This window comes from Thermoanaerobaculia bacterium, from assembly GCA_035717485.1.
Lineage (GTDB): Bacteria > Acidobacteriota > Thermoanaerobaculia > UBA5066 > DATFVB01 > DATFVB01.
This window is the reverse complement of the sequence record DASTIQ010000164.1, coordinates 1-18,653: the sequence shown is the minus strand read 5'-3', so window position 1 is coordinate 18,653 and position 18,653 is coordinate 1. Positions and strand designations below refer to the sequence as shown.

The 18,653-nt window shown below is 70.5% G+C and carries 17 protein-coding genes; 10 read left to right on the top strand and 7 right to left on the bottom strand.

Going from position 1 to position 18,653, the window contains the following annotated elements; all coding sequences use genetic code 11:
* From VFS34_08735 to VFS34_08700, 8 genes are all read left to right on the top strand, one after another.
* Positions 1–268 (top strand): hypothetical protein (locus VFS34_08735; GenBank protein ID HET9794533.1); only part of this gene is annotated, 268 nt, incomplete at its 5' end.
* A 106-nt stretch (positions 269–374) separates the two neighbouring features.
* Positions 375–1,622 carry a competence/damage-inducible protein A gene (locus tag VFS34_08730; protein ID HET9794532.1) on the top strand — a complete coding sequence of 416 codons (1,248 nt, stop codon included), beginning with the start codon at positions 375–377 and terminating at the stop codon, positions 1,620–1,622.
* The gene (gene plsY / locus VFS34_08725) at positions 1,622–2,209 is read left to right on the top strand and encodes a glycerol-3-phosphate 1-O-acyltransferase PlsY (protein ID HET9794531.1); all 588 of its coding nucleotides are present in this window, start codon (positions 1,622–1,624) and stop codon (positions 2,207–2,209) included. The genes VFS34_08730 and plsY overlap by 1 nt, the downstream gene beginning before the upstream one ends.
* The gene (locus VFS34_08720) at positions 2,206–3,186 is read left to right on the top strand and encodes an NAD(P)H-dependent glycerol-3-phosphate dehydrogenase (GenBank protein ID HET9794530.1); all 981 of its coding nucleotides are present in this window, start codon (positions 2,206–2,208) and stop codon (positions 3,184–3,186) included. Before plsY ends, VFS34_08720 begins: the two co-directional genes overlap by 4 nt.
* A 35-nt stretch (positions 3,187–3,221) precedes the next feature.
* Positions 3,222–4,016, top strand: a complete 795-nt coding sequence (locus tag VFS34_08715; GenBank protein HET9794529.1) for an efflux RND transporter periplasmic adaptor subunit — start codon at positions 3,222–3,224, stop codon at positions 4,014–4,016.
* On the top strand, positions 4,016–4,720 hold the full coding sequence (locus VFS34_08710) for an ATP-binding protein (protein HET9794528.1): 705 nt from the start codon (positions 4,016–4,018) through the stop codon (positions 4,718–4,720). Before VFS34_08715 ends, VFS34_08710 begins: the two co-directional genes overlap by 1 nt.
* A complete protein-coding gene (locus VFS34_08705) occupies positions 4,717–6,087 on the top strand; it encodes a sigma-54 dependent transcriptional regulator (protein ID HET9794527.1) in 1,371 nt (456 codons plus the stop codon). The genes VFS34_08710 and VFS34_08705 overlap by 4 nt, the downstream gene beginning before the upstream one ends.
* A 308-nt stretch (positions 6,088–6,395) precedes the next feature.
* Positions 6,396–6,869, top strand: coding sequence for a pentapeptide repeat-containing protein (locus VFS34_08700; protein HET9794526.1), 474 nt, complete (start codon positions 6,396–6,398; stop codon positions 6,867–6,869).
* Between the two features lie 70 nt (positions 6,870–6,939).
* On the opposite strand, the gene VFS34_08695 is transcribed toward VFS34_08700, so the two are convergent.
* The 7 genes from VFS34_08695 to VFS34_08665 form a co-directional block, all read right to left on the bottom strand.
* A complete protein-coding gene (locus tag VFS34_08695; protein HET9794525.1) occupies positions 6,940–9,135 on the bottom strand; it encodes an efflux RND transporter periplasmic adaptor subunit in 2,196 nt (731 codons plus the stop codon).
* Positions 9,132–11,558, bottom strand: coding sequence for an efflux RND transporter periplasmic adaptor subunit (locus tag VFS34_08690; protein HET9794524.1), 2,427 nt, complete (start codon positions 11,556–11,558; stop codon positions 9,132–9,134). The genes VFS34_08695 and VFS34_08690 overlap by 4 nt, the downstream gene beginning before the upstream one ends.
* Before the next feature lie 15 nt (positions 11,559–11,573).
* Positions 11,574–11,909: an STAS domain-containing protein gene (locus VFS34_08685; GenBank protein ID HET9794523.1), complete on the bottom strand. Its 336-nt coding sequence runs from the start codon at positions 11,907–11,909 to the stop codon at positions 11,574–11,576.
* Positions 11,910–12,154: 245 nt separating this feature from the next.
* Complete coding sequence (locus tag VFS34_08680) at positions 12,155–12,955, bottom strand: hypothetical protein (protein HET9794522.1); 801 nt, start codon at positions 12,953–12,955, stop codon at positions 12,155–12,157.
* The gene (locus VFS34_08675; protein HET9794521.1) at positions 12,952–14,409 is read right to left on the bottom strand and encodes a glycosyltransferase family 39 protein; all 1,458 of its coding nucleotides are present in this window, start codon (positions 14,407–14,409) and stop codon (positions 12,952–12,954) included. The genes VFS34_08680 and VFS34_08675 overlap by 4 nt, the downstream gene beginning before the upstream one ends.
* Before the next feature lie 37 nt (positions 14,410–14,446).
* The gene (locus VFS34_08670) at positions 14,447–16,708 is read right to left on the bottom strand and encodes a TonB-dependent receptor (GenBank protein HET9794520.1); all 2,262 of its coding nucleotides are present in this window, start codon (positions 16,706–16,708) and stop codon (positions 14,447–14,449) included.
* A gap of 170 nt (positions 16,709–16,878) precedes the next feature.
* On the bottom strand, positions 16,879–17,382 hold the full coding sequence (locus tag VFS34_08665) for a DUF2231 domain-containing protein (GenBank protein ID HET9794519.1): 504 nt from the start codon (positions 17,380–17,382) through the stop codon (positions 16,879–16,881).
* Between the two features lie 80 nt (positions 17,383–17,462).
* Between VFS34_08665 and VFS34_08660 the strand changes: the two genes are divergently transcribed.
* Both VFS34_08660 and VFS34_08655 read left to right on the top strand, forming a co-directional pair.
* Positions 17,463–18,182 carry an HAD family phosphatase gene (locus tag VFS34_08660; protein ID HET9794518.1) on the top strand — a complete coding sequence of 240 codons (720 nt, stop codon included), beginning with the start codon at positions 17,463–17,465 and terminating at the stop codon, positions 18,180–18,182.
* Positions 18,179–18,538 carry a hypothetical protein gene (locus VFS34_08655; GenBank protein HET9794517.1) on the top strand — a complete coding sequence of 120 codons (360 nt, stop codon included), beginning with the start codon at positions 18,179–18,181 and terminating at the stop codon, positions 18,536–18,538. Before VFS34_08660 ends, VFS34_08655 begins: the two co-directional genes overlap by 4 nt.
* The last annotated feature ends 115 nt before the right edge of the window (positions 18,539–18,653 follow it).

The following is an 18,653-nucleotide window of genomic DNA, read 5'->3' as shown; positions in this document are numbered from 1 at the left end:
GTCCCGGCCCGCGCCGCGTGCGCTACCGGCGAAGAAGCCCGAGGCCGACCGCGAGGCGAAAAAGCGCGAACAGAAGGTCCAGCGCCTCGAGAAGAAGATCGCGGAGCTCGAGGCCGAGGTGGCCGCGGCCGAGACGAAGCTCTACGAGGAGGGAGACCGGCTCGACGCGCTGACGGCGGCGCGGATCTGGAAGGAGAAAGAGGAAGCCAAGAAGAAGCTCGAGGAGCTCTTCGAAGAATGGAGCGCCGTGTCGGCGGTCGCGCCGTGAAGGCGCGCGGGTTCAGCGCCGTGAAGGCGTGCCGGTTCAGCGCCGTGAAGGCGCGCAGGTTCAGCGCCGTGAAGGCGCGCGGACCCCGCGCCGGGGAGCGATCCTCGTGAAGGCGTCGATCGTCGCCGTGGGAAGCGAGCTTCTCGGGACGTCGCGGACCGACACGAACTCGCTGTGGCTCGCCGGCAAGCTGGACGAGGCGGGGATCGAGATCGCGCGCAAGACGTGCGTCGGCGACGATCTCGCGGCCATCGCCGCGGAGCTCCGCGAGGCGGCCCGCCGGGCTCCGATCGTCCTGGTGACGGGCGGGCTGGGTCCGACGGCGGACGATCTGACCCGCGAGGCGGTCGCGGAGTTCGCCGGCCGGTCGCTCGCCATCGATCCCCGGATCCTCGAGGACATCCGCGGGAGGTTCGCTCGGCGCGGGATCGCGATGCCCCGCATCAACGAGAAGCAGGCGCTCGTCGTCGAGGGGTCGCGTCCGCTCACGAACCCGCGCGGGTCCGCTCCCGGAATCTGGCTGGAGAGGGAAGAAGGAATCGTGGCGTGCCTGCCCGGGGTCCCCTCCGAGATGAAGCGCATGTTCGAGGAGCTCGTCCTCCCCGAGATCGCCCGGCGTTTCGGGGGGTCGCCGCGCCACCGCCGGATCCTCAAGATCGCGGCGATGGGGGAGTCCGCCGTCGAGGAGCGCGTCACTCCCGTGTACGAGAAATGGAGCGGCCACGCGTTCACCATCCTCGCCTCGGTCGGCGAGGTGCAGCTGCACCTCGCGGCTCCGGGTACCGCCGGCGAGGCGGAGCGCGTTCTCGACGAGCAGACGGCCGACTTCCAGCGCGCGCTCGAAGGGCGGATCTACGGGCGGGACGACCAGACCCTCGAGTCCGTCGTCGGCGGCCGCCTGCGGGAGATCGGAGCGACGGTCGCGACGGCCGAATCGTGCACGGGCGGGTTGATCGCGCAGCGCATCACGGACGTCGCCGGAGCGAGCGATTATTTTCGGGGGTCGGTCGTCGCGTACGCCGACGACGTGAAGACGAGCCTGCTCGACGTCCGCCCCGGGACGCTGGCGGCGCACGGCGCGGTTTCGGAGGAGACCGCCCGCGAAATGGCGGAGGGCGCGCGGGCCCGGTTCGGCGCCGATTTCGCGCTCGCGGCGACCGGCATCGCCGGTCCCGGAGGAGGATCGCCGGAAAAGCCGGTCGGGACCGTCTGGATCGCGCTCGCGACGCCGTCCGGGAAGACGCGCGCCCGTCACCTGCGGCCCCCCGGAGACCGCGCGACGATTCGCGGCTGGACGGCGGCGGCGGCCCTCGAGATGCTCCGCGAGGCGATCGCCGCGCCGGAGAATCCCTGATGCTCCCGCTCCTCGTGGTGCTCGCCTATCTCCTCGGCTCCGTCTCTTTCTCGATCGTCGTCGTGCGGCTCTTCTTCCGGAAGGACATCCGCGAAGAAGGGTCCGGGAACGCGGGAGCGACGAACGTGCTCCGCAACCACGGGACGAAAGCGGGAATCGCCGTCGCGGTTCTCGACGTGGCGAAGGGGGCGGCCGCGGTCTGGGGGGTGAAATGGGCGACGGCGGACCCCGCCTGGCTTTCCGCGGCGGCGTTCGCGGTCGTGCTGGGCCACGTCTTCCCGGTTTTCTTCCGGTTTCGCGGCGGAAAGGGGGTCGCGACGACGGTCGGCGCGTTCCTGGTCCTCGCGCCGGCGGCGACCGCCGTCGTCATCGCCCTGTTCGTCCTGGTCGTGGCGCTGACCCGGTACGTCTCCCTCGGCTCGATCCTCGCCGCGACCGCTCTTCCCCCGGTCGCGCTCTACCTGTTCCGTTCGCCGGACGCGGTCGCTCTCTCGGCGGGCGCGACGGCCCTCCTGATTCTCTTCAAGCATCGCGAGAACCTGCGGCGTCTGGCCGCGGGCAGCGAGCGGCGCCTCGGCCGGAAATGAGAGTCGCCGTCGTCGGCGCGGGCTCCTGGGGAACGGCGCTCGCGATCCATTCCGCCCGCTCGGGAAACGAGACGGTCCTCTGCGCGCGGGACGGCCGCGTCGCCGCCGCGATCGAGCGCGAGCGGCGGCATCCCACGAGGCACCGGTCGGCGGTCTTTCCCGCGGGACTCCGGGCGGCGGGGGATCTCGAGGCGGCGCGCGACGCGCGCCTGATCCTCCTCGCCGTGCCGTCTCCGGCCGTCCCGTCCGTGCTCGAGCGGCTCGCGGAGGCGGGCGGCCGCGCGGCGGTCGTTTCCGCGGTGAAGGGTTTCGAGACCGAAACCGGCCGCCGCGTCTCGGAGCTCGTCGAAGAACGCCTCCCGGGGCGCCCTTTCGCGGTGCTGTCGGGCCCGACGTTCGCCGACGGGGTCGTCCGCGGCGATCCGACGGCGGCGGTCGTCGCTTCCGCGGATTCCGCCTGCGCGTCGGAGATCCAGCGGGCGCTCTCCTCCGAGCTCTTCCGGCTCTACGGCAGCGACGACGTCCCGGGAGTCGAGCTCGCCGGGGGAGTCAAGAACGTCGTCGCGATCGCCGCGGGAATCGTCGCGGGGCTCGGGCTGGGCCCGAACACGACGGCCGCGCTCATGACCCGCGGCCTCGCCGAGATCACCCGTCTCGTGCTGGCGCGGGGCGGCCGGGCGAAGACCCTCGCGGGCCTCGCCGGAGTCGGCGACCTGATGCTGACGTGCACCGGGCCGCAGTCGCGGAACCGCCGCGTGGGAGAGCGGATCGGCCGCGGGGACACCCCGGAGCAGGCGTTGGCCGCGGTGACCGAGACTGCCGAGGGAGCCCGCGCCTGCCTCGCCGCCGCCCGGATGGCGGAGGCGTCGGCCGTCGAGATGCCCATCAACGACGCCGTCCGGCGGGTGCTCTACGAGAGCCTTTCGCCGCGCGCCGCGATCCGGGAGCTGATGACGCGGGACCTGCGGAGCGAGTGAAAGCCTTCGCGTATAATCGCGGAAAGAGGTTACTGATGAATCGAGCGTTCCGGATCGGTGTCGCCGTGCGGATTCTCGGCGCCGGCCTCGCCGCCGCGGCCCCGAAGCCCCCGGCGCGTCCCGCTTCGCTCGTCCCGGCGCGTCCCGCCGACCGCTGGACGGCCGACGCGAACCTGATGGTCGAGCGCGAGGTGGGGATCGGGACGCGGGTGAGCGGGATCGTCGATTCGATCCAGGCCGAACGGGGGCAGACCGTCCGGAAGGGCCAGGCGCTCGCGACTCTCGACCAGCGCGAGTTCGAGCTCGACCGCCGCGCCGCGGAGGCGGCCTTCGCCGCGGCCGATGCCGATTTCCAGCGGTACAAGGAGCTCTTCGCCCAGAAACTCGCGAGCAAGGCCGAGCTCGAGCAGCGGCGCGCCCGCTACGAGCAGGCGAAGGTCGATCTCGAAAAGGCGAAGCTGACGATCGACCGATCGGTCATCCGCGCGCCGTTCGACGGGATCGTCGTCGACCGGAACGCGCGAATCGGGCAGAAGGTGCTCGTCGAGGACACGGTTCCCCTCTTCCGGGTCAGCGCCCTCGAGCCGCTGATCGCGCGCGTGTACATCGCGGAGCGATGGCTCGACCGCCTTCGGGTGGGGGACCGGGTCTCCGTCGCGTCCGCGCAGTTCCCCGAAGCCCAGTCCTCGGGAAAGATCGCATTCCTCTCCCCGGTGCTCGATCCCGCGAGCGGGACCTTCCAGGTGATCGTCACCGTGCCCCGCGATTCCGGCCGGATCTTCCGGCCCGGGAGCGCGGTCAAGGTCACGTTCTCGCCCTCCGCGCGCTGATGGCTCGGCGGGGCTCCCGCAACCGGCTCCGGTCGACGCTCGATTCCGTCTTCCTGCACGACATGAAGAACCTGGAGTTCCGGCTGAGCCTGCTGCTCTCGAACCTCGAGGAGCATTACGGGGACCCGGACTTCAAACGGAGCGTCGTCGAGCTCCTCGAATCGAGCCTCGAGAAGGTGGATTCCGTCGTCGACCGCTGGTCGGCGTACCGGGACGCGCTGCTCGTGAAGGTCCCGCTCGACGTGAACGATCTCGTCAAGGAGGTGGCCGCGAAGGCGCGGCCGCGCGAGGGCGGCCGCCCCCGGGCGGAGAACGTCGCGATCCGGGCGGAGCCGGTCCCTCCCGTGTGGGGCGACTCGAACTATCTCGGCGACGCGTTCCTCGTGGTCGTCCAGAACGCCCTCGAGGCCGCCGGACCCTCCGGCCACGTCCAGATCTCGACGAGCGTCGAGTCGAGCCGCCGCCGCCCGCGCGTCGTCGTGACGGTCGCCGACGACGGTCCGGGGATGACGCGCGAATTCCAGCGGAGCCGCCTCTTCCAGCCCTTCCAGACGACGAAGGCCAACGGCGTGGGGCTCGGCCTCTACACCGCCCGCAACATCGTCCGTTTCCACGGGGGGTCGCTCACGATCCAGAGCCGCCCGGGAACCGGGACGATCGTTCGGATCGCGCTGCCGGCCGAGTCGGAGACGTCCGGCTCGTGAGCTCCGGCCGCGTCGCGATCGTCGAGGACGACCGCGGGCTCCTCGATCAGCTCCGGTGGGCGCTCAAGAGCGCGTGGGACGTTTCGGCGGCCGAGGACGCGACCGCGGGGCTCGCCCTCCTCGGGGAGGATCCCGATCTCTTCCTGATCGACCTGCGCCTTCCTCCTTCCCGGGAGCCGCAGGAAGGGCTCAATCTGCTCCGCGCGATCCGCGAGCGGAGGCCCGATCTCCCCGTCGTCGTGATGACGGGGGAGAAGGAGCGCTCCTTCGCGCTGAAGGCGATCGAGCTCGGCGCGTACGACTTCTTCCGCAAGCCGTTCAATCCCGCCGAGCTCGGCCTCGTCCTCGGCCGCGCCCTCGAGCGGCGGCGGCTCGTCGCGGAGAATCGCGCGCTCCGCGAGGAGATGGCGGAGCGGCGAACCTTCGGGACGATCGTCGGGTCGAGCGCGCCGATGCGCTCGCTGTTTCGCGCGATCGAGAAGGTCGCCCCCTCGGACGCGACCGTCCTGATCGCGGGGGAGAGCGGGACGGGAAAGGAGCTCGTCGCGCAGGCGCTCCATCGCGGAAGCCCGCGCGCGGCCGCTCCTTTCGTCGCGGTCAACAGTTCCGCGCTCCCGGAAACTCTCGCCGAATCGGAGCTGTTCGGCCACGAGAAAGGAGCGTTCACGGGAGCGGTTTCCTCGCGGTCCGGGAAGTTCGAGCTGGCCCACCGCGGAACGCTCTTCCTGGACGAGGCCGCGACCCTCTCTTCGGCCGTCCAGGCGAAGCTCTTGCGCGTCCTCGAGACGCGTCAGTTCGAACGCGTCGGCGGCAGCCGCACCATTTCCGTCGACATCCGGCTGCTCGTCGCGACGAACGAGGACCTCGAGAAGAAAGTGGCTGCCGGGGAGTTCCGCGAAGACCTCTATTATCGCCTGAACACGGTGGCGCTCCGGATTCCGCCGCTCCGGGAGCGCCGGGGGGACATTCCCCTTCTCCTCGACCACTTCCGCGAGAAATGGGGAAAGCACCACCGGCGGCCGCCCCGGCGCTTCTCGCCCTCGGCTCTCGAATGCCTCTCCGCCTACGCGTGGCCCGGGAACGTGCGGGAGCTCGAGCATCTCGTCGAGATGCTGACCCTGATGGTCGAGGCGGAGGAGATCACGCCCGAGGACCTTCCGGCCGCGTTCGGCCGGCGGACCGAACGCCTTTCACCGGCCGAGACGATCCGTCCCGGGGAGTCCCTCCCGGAGGCCGTCGCGCGCTACGAGCGCGATCTCGTGGCGGCGGCGCTGGAGCGCTCCGGCGGAGTCAAGGCGAAAGCGGCGCGGGAGATCGGCATCGACATGAACCAGATCCGGTATCTGTGCCGCAAACACGGCCTGTAAAAGATCCGGCGCGGTGGGACGCACGGTTATGCGAGTCCGGAGCGCCCACCGCCGGCGTCAACGTACGCTTTGGTACGCCTCGGCCGCCGGCGGCCACTCCCAACGCGCCTTCCACCACGTCTCATCGCGCCTCCATGCTCTCTCCTCGGGGCTGAGTGAAAATCTCACGCTAACGGGAAAATTTGACATGTGAAAAAGTCACCATGGGTGCGGGTATGACTTTACAAGTCGTCTGGTTGGAGCTACTTATCGCGGCCTCCATCCTGGCCCTCGGGTTGCGATATCAGGGGCGCAAAGAGGAGGACGAAATGGCGAACGAAGTCAGAATCCAGCTCACGGACGAACAGAAGGCGAAGATCAAGGAAGGCACGGGCAAGGAAATGGGCGAGATCCGCGTCGGCAGCCTCGGCAACAACCCGTCGGTGACGGCTCCCTCGGCCGAAGAGCTCTCCGGGAAGTCGCTTTCCGGAAAGTCGCTTTCGGGCAAGAGCCTTTCCGGGAAGTCGCTTTCGGGCAAGAGCCTTTCCGGCAAGTCGCTTTCGGGTAAATCGCTTTCCGGGAAGTCGCTCTCCGGGAAGAGCCTCTCCGGGAAGTCGCTTTCCGGGAAGTCGCTTTCGGGCAAGAGCCTTTCGGGCAAGAGCCTGTCGGGCAAATCGCTTTCCGGCAAGTCGCTCTCCGGGAAGAGTCTCTCCGGGAAGTCGCTGTCGGGCAAGAGTCTCTCCGGGAAGTCCCTGTCGGGCAAGTCGCTGTCCGGCAAGTCGCTTTCCGGGAAGTCGGTCTAACGCGAAAAACGAAGCGCGGCTTCGCTCCTCGACCTCGGGCGCCCCGGCGAAAGCCGGGGCGCTCTCGTTTTTACCAGACGACGGTTCTCATCCAGTGCCAGACGACGCGGCCGGCTCGCCCGAGATAGGAGCGGCGCCGCGTGTAGATCCGCGCCTCGCCGGCCATCCCCGGGATGAGATCGCCCCCCGAGTTCGGGAATCGCGCGATGGCGATGAACCGGTCGGGGACGTCGGAAGGAAGAAGCGAAGCGCGGACGGCGGCGGGCGATCCGTAGGACGCGGCGGCCGGGGCGACCGAAACGATCTCTCCCCGGACGGTGGAATACGGCCGGGAGGGCAGATGCAGCGAGACGGCCTGTCCCGGCGCGACGTCGCCGATCAGCCGCTCCGACACGGGGATCGAGGCCGACAGCGCCTGCAGGCTCCCGACCTCGGCCAGGAGCGTCCCTTTTTCGACGAAACGCCCTTCGAGGTCCTGGATCCGCGGAGTCAGGATCCTGCCGCGCTCCGGGCTCGTGACCGTGAGGAGCCGCGCGCGTCCTTCCGCGGCGGTCAACGACGCCTCGGCGGCGCGCGCCTTCTCCCCGGCGACGAACGCCGCATGCGTATCGCCTTCCGCTCTCCCGACCGCCTCGGCTCCCGAATAGGCCTCCGCGCGCGACGACGCCGAAGCGACGGCGACCTGGACCTCCGGGCTCGTCATGCCGAAGATCGGCTGCCCGGGGCGGACCGGATCGTTCTCCCGCGCGAGGACGCGAGAGACGAATCCCGCCTGCGGCGCTTCGATGCGCGCGAGGCGGGCGGGCGCGAGCGTCACGTCCGCCGTGACCGGCTCGCGGAAGATCGGGAGCGCGAGGAGGATGAGGAGGAGGGCGGCCGCGGCGAGGAGGCGTCGGCGGATTTTCGGCGACACGAGGTACTCCTTCTTGTCGAGATAGAACATCCGGAGGGTGTGGGTGAAGACCCGGGCGCGCTTGCGGAACACCCAGACGAACGTGACCGTCGCCAGGACTCCGGCGAGTTCGGCTGAAAGATGCCCGTACAGGTTGTAGAAGAGCTGGCCGATCAGCCACATGATCATCGCCGTGTAGGCGAGCGCGAGCGGGGCGTAGATCAGGTAGATCCGGCGCTTGCGCCGCGAGAGCACGGGGACCTCGACCGGGAGGCGCAGCAGGTAGTGCTGGATGAGCGCCCCGACGTACTGGAACGACTCCTCGCGGAGCTGCGGGAGATCGAGGAAGCTCGACAGCACGTGGTAACCGTCGGTCTTGACCATCGGGTTGATGTTGAAGAAAACGGTCGACACGCCCGTGTACAGCATCGTCTTGTAGGCGAGCTCGTGGACGAGCGTGTCGGGATACGAGACGACCCACAGCCCGGTCGCGATCGCGCAGATGTAGCACTCGACGTAGATCCCGCCGAGCGCCACCCACAGCCGGTGCCACCGGTTCGTGAAGAGATAGGCGTCGGTCGAATCGCAGTAGTACGCCGGAGTCATGTAGAAGAGGGCGAACCCGATGTCGTGGACGTCGCCGCCGTAGATCTTGATCGCGAAGGCGTGGCCGAACTCGTGCACCGCGCCGATCGCGGTCATGATCACGAAAAACTGCACGAAATCCCAGAACGGCTTCCCCAGGAAGTGGTACAGCTCGAGCGTCTGGGTCCAGATCGTCGAGAACCGCGCGACGAAGACGCTCGCGGTGAGCAGGAAGATCGCGATCCCCGCGGTCACGACGGGGGGGCTCCAGAGCCAGCGGACCCAGCGGACCGTCTTGTTGAGCAGCTCGTTCGGGTCCATGACGTGGAAGGGGATGAGGAAGATGTTGAACCCTTCCTCCTTCTCCTCGGCCTTCCGCTGGCGGGCCGTCCGGAGCTTCTCCAGGAGCGCGAGGTTGCGCTCGGCGCCTTTCTGCTCGAGGAGCTCCATCTTGCGGAGCGTCTCCTCGAAGTCGAGGACGGTCGCGAGCGGGATGCCCCCGCCCGGATGGGCGGCGTTGTAATCGGCCTGGATCTCGCTTCGGGTGCGGGTGCCGTCGAAGAGAGAGATGAGCGCCCACTCCCCCTCGTCGAAATTGAAGACCTTGAGGGTCTCCGGGTTCTTCACGCCCCAGCTGACCTCGCCGGCGTGGACGAGGCGTCGGATCGTGAGCTCGGGGCGCAGGCGCGGCTGGTCGGCCCCGCTCGCGTGCTGCGCGGCGAGCGCTTCGGCGACCTTTCCGGTCGGGGAGGCGGAGGCGAGAGCGGATGCCCGGGAGGCGAGACTCACGGGAAGAGCGGCCAGAGCCGCGCCCACACGTAGCGGGCGGGCTTGCGGAAGACCGCGAAGCCGAGGCTATGGCGTTCGGTGGCCACCTTTCCCTTCCCGAGCATGCCCGGGCGGATCGCGCTGTCCGGATTGTCGAATCGCGCCTCGACGAGCAGGAACCGCTCTTCTCCCTCCGCGTGGACCGCCGCGCCGAGCCGTTCGACGGTCCCGTGGAACGTGCGCGTCGGGAAGGAATTGAGCTTCAGATCGACCCGCTCGCCGACCCGGAGGAGGCTGGTCTCCGATTCCGGGATCGCGATTTCCCCCGTGATGACGGAGGAGTCGGCGATCGCGCAGAACGAGGTTCCCGCGGGGAGGAGGGCCCCCTGCTTTTCGTCGAGGTGCGGCGTGACGATGACGCCGGCGACGGGCGCCCGGAGCTCGGTGTCGGCGAGCTGCTTTCTCGCGGCCATGTCCCGGGCCTCCGCCTCGTGGACGCGCGCCAGCGCCTGGTACGTCGCGGCCGCGTCGTTCTCCGCCCGCGCCCGGGCGAGCTCGCTCTGGGCGATCTCGAGGTCCGACCGGGCCTGCGCCGCGTCGGCCGCGAACCCTTCGGAGTGGAGGATGGCGACGACCTGGCCCTCCGCCACGCGATCGCCCTCGCGATGGACGACCGCCCGGACGACCCCGGCGATCGGAGCGGTGACGCTCGCCTCGCGGGCCGGGAGGATGCGGACCGGCCCATCCACCCGGATGCGCCAGGGGACGGCCACGAGCACGATCGCCGCGACGGCGGCGCCGATCGCCCAGGCGCGCTTCTTCCGCCCGGGGATCGCCGCGAGCTTTCGACGCTTCTCGAGGAGCGGCTTCCAGAAACCGGCAAGGGGGACCTGCTGGTAGAGCTGCGCGTTGCGCAGCGCGACGGTCGCCTGGTTGACGACGATCTGCAGGAGGTCCCGGGCGTCCTGGTCGAAGTCGATCGGCTCCGCGGCTTCGAAGCCGATCACGCCCAGCTTTCCCTCTTCGTCCTGCAGGATCGCCGCGTAGAACGAGTTCATTCCGGACGCTTCGAAGAAGGCGCGGAACTTCTCCTCCGTCTCGGGCCGGTCCGCCAGGATCGTGCCGTCTTCCTCCCGGCGGACCGAGACCGGCTGGCCGGCGCCGAACACCCACTCGAGGAGCTCCTCGGTGCGCCGGATCGACGGGTCCGAGCGATTGATCTCCGCGACGCCCGAGACCGCGCCGAGACGGAGTTTTCCGCGCGAGACGATCGAGAGCGCGCAGCGATCGAACGGGATGAGCGCCGAGGTCGCGTTGACGACGGTTCCCATGACGCGGTCGAGATCGAGCGTCGAGGTGATCTCGCGGCTGACGGCGAGCAGCGCATCGAGCTCCTCGACCTTCTTCTCGGCGAGGTAGCGCCGGGCGTTCCGGAGCGCCCGCACGGCCTGGTGCCCGAGATCGATCAGGAGCTCCCGGTCGGCGTCGGTGAAACGCGGGTGGCGCCCGCGCTTGTTCACCACGACGAGGGCCCCGACGGGGGCGTCGTCCTCGACGAGGGGCGCCGCCAGGAGCGAGCGCGTCTCGTAGGGCGCGTTCTCGTTCCGCATCGGGTCTTCGACCTCGTTTTCGACGATGTCCTCGCGGGCGGTGATGACGTCGGCGATGATCGATCCGCCGACCGCCTCGGGCGCGTTCTCGACTTCGTAGTTCTCGTTGACGGCCGTCGCGGCGAGAGAGATTTCTCCCTCGTCTCCCTCGAGGATCCAGAGGGAGGCGACCTCGCCGTTGCCGAAGTCGACCGCCTTGCGCGCGGTGATCGCGGTCAGCTCGTCCCATTCGATCGTGGACCCGAACGCCTTCGAAAGATCGTAGAGGTTCGTCAGGCGCTCGATCGCGTGGAGCATGCCGGCGGTCTTCTTGTCCTGCCGGAGGCCGCGTGCGATCGCGAGGGCGGCGTCCGGCACGAACGTCGCGATCGCCTCGAGCGCGGCCTCCATGTCCGCCGCCTCGTCCTTGAAGAAGATCGCGGCGATTCCGACCACTCCGCCCTCCGCCGCGAGGGGGACCGCCAGGAACGCCCCGAAGTTCTTCGCGAGGGGAGCGATCCAGGGGTCGTCGGTGACGAGCAGGTCCGCCGCGGAGAGCGCGAAGGACTCCTGGTCGCGGACCAGGCGGCGGACGAATCCATCGCCGCGCGGGACCGAGCGTCGGAGCGAGCGGCCGAGCCCTTCGCCCGACGCGCCGGTGCAGGTGAAGACCGGATGAACCGGATCGGGGGTCCAGACGAGCGCCGCGTCGGCTTCGGGGATCGCCCGCAGCCAGCGGGCGGCCCACCCGACGGTCTGCGCGAGCGTCTCGCACGCGAGGAGCTCGGCGAGCGCCGCCGCGAATGCGCCCTCGCCGCCTCCTTCAGGTTCGGTGCTGTCCGGCTCTTCCGACATGGTCCTGGTCCCTCGTCAGAAGCTCGCGACCGCTTCCTCCAGGTCCTGGTGAATGTCGAAGACGGAGTCGAGCTGGGTCATCTCGAGGAGCTTCTTGAGATTGGGCGGGGGGGAGAGGAGCTTCGCCTGGCCCCCTTCCTTCTGGGCGGTCGTCAGCGTGCGCACGAGCGCCCCCAGTCCCGTCGAGTCGACCATCCCGACCTTCCCGAGATCGAGCAGCAGGTCGACGTGGCCCTCGTCGATGAGCCGGGTCACCGCGCGCTTGAACGACGCCTCGGATTCGCCGATCACGAGATCGCCCGCCACCGACACGATCCGGACGCGTCCATCCTCACGAATCGAAATTTCCATGTCGCTTTTTCCTGTCGCGGGATCATGGCAGAAAGCCCCGCCCGGCGCAAATCCGCCCGCGTTTGGGCGTCACGCGGCCGAACCGCTGGCCGGGTCCGGAGGAAACGGCGGCCGGGCCGGGCGGAAAAGCCGAGCTCGCTCCGTGGGTCTGCGAGGCGCGGACGCGCGCGAGCGGGACGCGCCCGCCACCTGACCGCCCCGAAATCGTGACGGGACGGCATCTCCCCATGAACGGCCGCGACGGCTCACCCGGCGCCGGCCAGATACCGATGCGTATACCCGTCGAAATCTCCCGGCGATTCTCGCGAGACCCGGTCGAAGATCGCGCCGAACTCGCGGACGGCCTCCGCTTCGCTTTGCGGGAGCGGCGCGCCGACCGTGATCGTGAGGCGCGCGGCGGGGGCCGTGACGAAGATCGGACGCGCGGCCACGCCCGCCAGCCGCGCCAGCCGCAGTGCGCCGAGCTCGATCGCGATCGCGCCTCCGAGGAAAGGAACCCGGGCCGAACGGTCGCGGCCCCCCGGAGGAGGGCGGTGAATGCGGTCGATCGCCGCGAGGAGAGACCCGCGGCGGAGCGCGGCGCGCAGGCGATGCGGCTGATCCGACGGGAACGTATGCGGAAACGCGATCGGAAATCGCCGGTCGATCCACTCGTTCCATTTCCCGGTGGATCCGCTCGTCGGGTGGGTCTCGTCGACGATCGTCGCGACCGGAATTCCCTCGACGCGAAGGAAGTAGCGGAGGAGGCGAAGGTTCCCGATGTGCGCGGTCACGAGGACCTGCGGTTCGGAGGAAGGAGGGGCGGGGTTCCATTCGGGACGGGGACGGCGCCGCGAAAGCTCGTTCCAGGCGACCAGCGTGAACGTCCGGCGGGAGCGCGCGGCGTCTCTGCCGGGATCCGGACCGAGGAGCGGGAACGACTCCGCGAGTCTCCGCCACTCGGAGTCGGCGAGCCCGGTGAGCGGCTCGACGCGCGCGGCGGGAGGCGAAGGCCACGCTCGCGAAATTCCCCGCATCAGGAGCGAGGGGAACGGCGGTCGGATCATCGCGCTTCCCGGGGGGAGACGATCGCGACGACGGTCCCCTCGGCTTCCGGAAACTCGAAGATCGGATAGCCGCGCGCCCACGCCCGCGGAGCGGCCGAGGCCGGCATTCCGTCGAGCACGAGCGAGAACGGCCGTCCGGCGCCCTTCATCGCGTCGAGCGGGCGCGTGTCGCCTTCGAGGTTGACGAGCGGGCGCCCGCAGCGATGCCCGTCCGTCAGCCATTGCGGCCCGCAGAGATAGTAGGCGAGGCAGTACTGGGGGTTGTGGGCCGAGGTGAAGATGGTCTCGTTCTCCGGCCTCGCCCGGAGGAAGGCGAGCTCGCGGCTCCAGTCGTACCGTCCCTCGCGGTAGTAATCGGCGAGCGCCCAAGACTGGAACCCCAGGGTGAACGCGAGCGCGGCCGCGCCGGAAGGAGGCGATGTCGCCAGGAGCGCGTCGATCGCCACCGCGGCGATCGCGGCGAGCGCGATTCCGGAGGGGAGGGCGTACCGGAACGCGCCGAAGCTGGGCGACAGCGCTCGCAGCGCCTCGACCGCTCCGATTCCGAGGAATCCCCAGACGGGGAGGAATCGCAGCGCGGGGCGGCGGAGAGCGACGGCGGTTCCCGCGGCGAGGAGCGCGATCGCGGCCGCGAACGCGACGAGGTAGAGGAGTTTCGGTCCGAACGCCCACCCTTCCTGCTTCGGGCTGACGGTGAAGAACGCGAGCATCAGGCGGAGGCGGCGGAAGTCGACGGCGGGTCCGGAACGGCGCGAGATCCGTTCCGAAGCCACCCGCACCGCGGGCCACCAGGGGGCATAGAGGATCGCGAGCGCCGCGGCTCCCGGGATCGACAGCCGGGCGAGCCGGCGCGCGGCGGCTCGCCGGCCCGAGTCGGGCGAGAACGCATCCGTCGCGACCATCGCGGCCCCTCCGATCGCCGCGGAGAGCCCGGCGAGGTACAGCGCGTAGGCGGTCGCGAGGAGCGACGCGAACAGCGCCGCGCCGCGGGCCGCCGTCGGCCGTTCGAGAGCGCGGTCGAGGAGCAGGAGAGACAGGCACGTCAGGAACGTTCCGAGTGCGTACGGGCGGAGCTCCTGCGAGTAGCGCACGTGGAAGGGCGCCGCGGCGAGGAGCGCCGCGGTCAGGAGCGCGGCGCGCGGTCCGCCTCTCCGGCGCACGAGCGCCCCGAGCGCCGCGATCGAGGCCACGCCCCAGAAGACGCTCGCGGAGCGTCCCCAGGGATCGGGAAGGCCGAGCCGCGCCACCCCCCGGCCGACGAGGTAATCGAGCGGAGGGTGCACGGCGTCGAGCCGGAGCGCCGCCCAGAACCCGCCCGCCGGCGCATGGATGAGCGAGGACTCGAAGACCTCGTCGATCCAGAAGGTCGTCCCCGCGAGGTGCGCGAAGCGAACGGCGGCCGCGACCGCGAGGACGCCGAGAAGTGCGGTCCGAAAACTTCCGTTGCGTGGCAATCGGGGCGATCGTACGACAGGACGGGGCGGCGGTTTCTCAGACCCGCCAGCGAATGCCCGCCCGGAAGATTCGCGGCGGAGCGAGCGTCACGACCGGCGTGCGCCCGGCTTCGTTCCGCCGGTTCGTCGCGTTTTCGACCGCGCCGAAGACTTCGAACCCCGCGGGGAGGGCCTTCGAGACGAGCGCGTCGAGCGTGAAGAAGCTGCCGAGCGGGAAAGCGTTCGCGTCGTCGTCGAACTGCGGCCCGGACCAGCGGCCCTGGACCGCGATCGTCGCGAGCGAGGGGCGCGAGAACCGGATCTCCATCGTCGCCTGATCGCGCGGCACCTGCGGGACGCGATTCCCGACGAGGGACGGGTTCCGCGGCGCCGCGACGACGCGCGAGTCGGCGAGCAGGTAGCCCGCCGCCGCGGTCCACTCCGGCGAGAGCCGTGCATCGACGGCGAGCTCCGCGCCCCGATCGCGGATCCGTCCGATGTTCTCGCGCTGCCGCGTGATGAGGGACGGCGTCGTCGAAAGCGTGACGTTCCCGACGGCGTCGTGGAGGTCCATCCAGAAGAGGGCGGCGCGCGCGAAGACGCGCCCGTCCCCGGTCTGCCATCGCACGCCCGTCTCCGCGCCCGTGACCGTCTCCGGCGAGAGATCGGCGTTGGCCAGCGTCTGGACGTTCCCCAGGCGGAACGGGCGATACAGTTCGTTCAGCGTGGGCGCGCGGAACGCGCGATAGGCCGAGGCCGTGAGGGAAACCGTGCGGGTCGCCGCCCAGACCGCGGAGAGGCGGGGGCTCCACGAATCGGCGGACCGGTCCGGCAAGGCGATCGGAGCGCCCGCCGCGAACGTTCTCCCGGAAGAATTCCTCCAGGCGTCGTAGCGGAGCGATCCGGACACGGTGAGCGCGGGGGAGAGCGACGCGACGTCCTCGATCCACCCGGCCGCGGCGTCCTGGGTCCCTCCGGACGGGCGGAGCGACGGCCCGGAGGGGAGGTACGCGGTGTCCTCCGACGTCCCCTCCACGCGGCGGAAGTCGGCGCCGGCCGACAGCTCGTGGATCGTCCCGAGCGCCCGCGACCACTGCGCCGAACCTCCCGTCGCCGACGACGGCACGCGCTGCCGCGACGTGAGGGTTTCCGAGGTTCGGTCGGGGGCGATCGCGGAAAACGACTGATGGAAGATCTCGTCGGATCGGTAGGCGCGCAGTCCCAGGGCGCCTCCGACCGCGGCGCCGTCGAAGCCCCCGCTCCATTCGGTGATCTGCGTGTCGTTCCGCTGGAGGAGCGTGCCGTTCCCGCGCTCCTCGAGGTAGCGCGATCCCCGGACGAACAGCGACGATTCGCCGACGATCGTGGAGGCCGTCCCCTCGAGCGTTCGATGGCGCGAGCCGGCGCGAACGTCGACGGGCCCGCGGTCCTCCGGGGCGACCGGGACGTAGCCCCCGGTCGCGAAGAGCTCGCCGTCGGCCGAAAGACGGACCGGGCCGGCCGCGCCGGCGATCCGCAGGGCCCCGTCCCCCGACGACTCGGACCCTCCCCAGGTTTCGGCGTCGACTCCGGGCGTCGCGTCGTCCCGGCGGACGAGACGCACGACGCCGCCGAGCGCGGCGCTTCCCCAGAGGTCGGAGGCGCCCCCCTCGACGACTTCCGCGCGGTCGAGCGCGATTTCCGGAACCCGGCCCCAGTAGACCCAGCCGCCGAACGGATCGTTCACGGGAACGTCGTCGGCGAGGACGAGGGCGCGGCTCGTCCCGGAGGCCCCGAGCCCGCGGAGCGAGACCCCCTGCGAGGTCGGATTCGCCGTGCGGCTGCCCGTCCGGCGAAAAAGCGAGAAGCCGGGAACCCGGCGGAGGACGTCGTCGATCACGGGCGCGGCCGCCGACCGGAGGTCCTCCCGGGGCAGGACGGTCGTCGGAGCGGCCGTTTCCGCGAGCGTCCGCGGCGTCCGCGACGCGGTCACCGTGACCTCCTCGGCGAGGGCGGCGGAGGAGAGGGCGATCCGGAGACCGGAGGATTCGGCCGCTTCCAGGGTCTGCTGCGCGGCGGCGTAGCCGGGTGCGTCGATCCGGAGGCGGACCGGCGGAGTCCCGGCGACCGCCACGCGGAAGAAACCGTCCGGCCGGGTCGACGTCCGTGCGCTCGCCGCGGACGTCGAGGCGGTGACGCGGGCGCCGCCGACGGGGTTCCCGTCGGCCGCGACCACGATCCCGGCCGCCGCCGAAGAGGGCACGGGAGCGGCCGCGCGTACCGGTGCTCGAGAGACGAGCGCCGCCGCGGCGAGGGTGCACGTTCCTATCGTTCGGTTCACGCGCGGCGACGAGATTACGACGATCGTCGAACGTTGCGAGCGCCCTTCACGAAGCGCCCGCCGGCACGGCACGAAGACGCGCCCCGCGTCGGGGAGGACCGGTCGGCGAGGAGACTCCTCGCCGTCGCGAGCCGGGACGGCTTTTCTTCATCGTCTTTCGGAACGACGAATCAGGAGGCGCGCGTAGCCCGCGTCTCCTTCTCGCCGATCTCGTTGGCTTCGGGGTCGGTCCACTCGATGACGCCGACCTTGTGCTCGTAGGAGAGGTTTCCCCCGATCCAGCCCGACACGCCGAGAGTGGCGAAGGCGACGAGCTCGATCACGAAGGCGATCGGCCACCGGGAAGTATTCAGGGCGCCGCCGTTCCTCCGAAGGAAGAACGTGACGACGTAGAGCGCGACGACCGTGAGGTTCAGGAGCATGTGGATCGTCGCGAGCCGTCCGGCCTGCCGGCTCATCCGGACGCCGAAATAGTCGATGAAGCCGAAAACCGCCGCGGCGAGCGCGACGAGCACGCCGATGCCGATGCACGCGTACGAGAGCATGTACCAGAACTCGGATCCGCTGACGGCGTGCACGACGTCCCCCAGGAAAGCGAGGAAGAACGCGCCGATGGGGAGAGAGACCAGCGCGGGGTGGATGGGGTGATTGCCGATCGCGGCCTTGCTCCGCATGGAAACCTCCTTCGGGCCCGGGCGCGACACGATCCGGGAACCGCGCGCAGGGACCTCCCGTAATAGGCCGTGCACGTGCCGTGCCACGGGAGGAATGCTTCCTGCATTGCCGCCTTCCGGTGACCGCCGCCTGGAATCCTCCGTTCTCCGCCGTGCTCCTCGATCTCGACGGATGCCTGCTCGACTCCAACGGGGCGCACGCCCGCGCCTGGTCGGGAGCGCTGGCGGCGTTCGGCCCTCGCGTTCCGCCCGCGCGGATCCGCTCCCAGATCGGAAAAGGGGGCAGCGAGATCCTGCGCGACGTCGTGACCCCCGCGGAGCGGCATTTCCTCGGCGAGGCGATGGGCGCCGAGCAGACCCGGCGGTACCTGAAACTCCTCCCGAAGGTCCGGCCGATCCGGGGCGCGGCCGCCGCCGTCCGGGCGATGCGCCGCGCGGGCGTCGCCGTCGTCCTCGCAACGTCGGCGGAAAGGAGCGTCGTCGAGCGTTCGCTCGCGAAGCTCGGGCTCGCCCGGGCGATCACCGGTTTCACGAGCGCCGACGACGTCCGCAAGGCGAAGCCCTTCGAGGACGTTTTCGCGGTTTCGATCGAGCGCTACGGGCTGCCGCGCCGCCGGACGGTCGCGGTCGGCGACACCCCGTTCGACGTCGGCGCGGCGCACCAGCTCGGGCTTCCCTGCCTCGCTCTCCGATCGGGGGGGTCGGACGAGCGCCTGCTCGCCTCCGCTGAGCGCGTATTCGATGATCTGGGAGAGGCGTGGCGCCACCGGACGGAGCTCTTTGGCGGATTAACGGCATGAAGCGTTCCGCGCCGCCGCTTGGATTCCACGGTCTCACGATCGGATGCCCGGACCCCGTGCGGGCCGCTCGTGCGTGGAATTCGCTCCTGCGGCTCCCGGTGCTCCGCCGTTCCGCGGCCGAGGTGGTCCTCGGCGGCGGGCCCGAGCTCTTCATCCGGTTTCGGCGCCGATCGGGCGCTCCGCGCGTCGAGGAGGCGCACCTCGCCGTCGAGAAGATCCGCGCGTTCCGCCGGCCGACGACGGACGATTCTCTCGGCGGCCGCTCGTTCGCGCGGACGCTCCCGGGCCCGGATCTGGTCGTCCGGGAATTCGAACGCGCCCCGCGCGGGACCTGGAAGAAGCCCCGCCGCCGATGACACGCATCGAGAGGCTCCGGGAAAAGGGGATCCGCCGGCTCGGAACTCCGAAGGGCGGATTCCGTTATCGGAATGCGGATGGAAGCGCCGTGACGCGCGACGATCTCGACCGGAT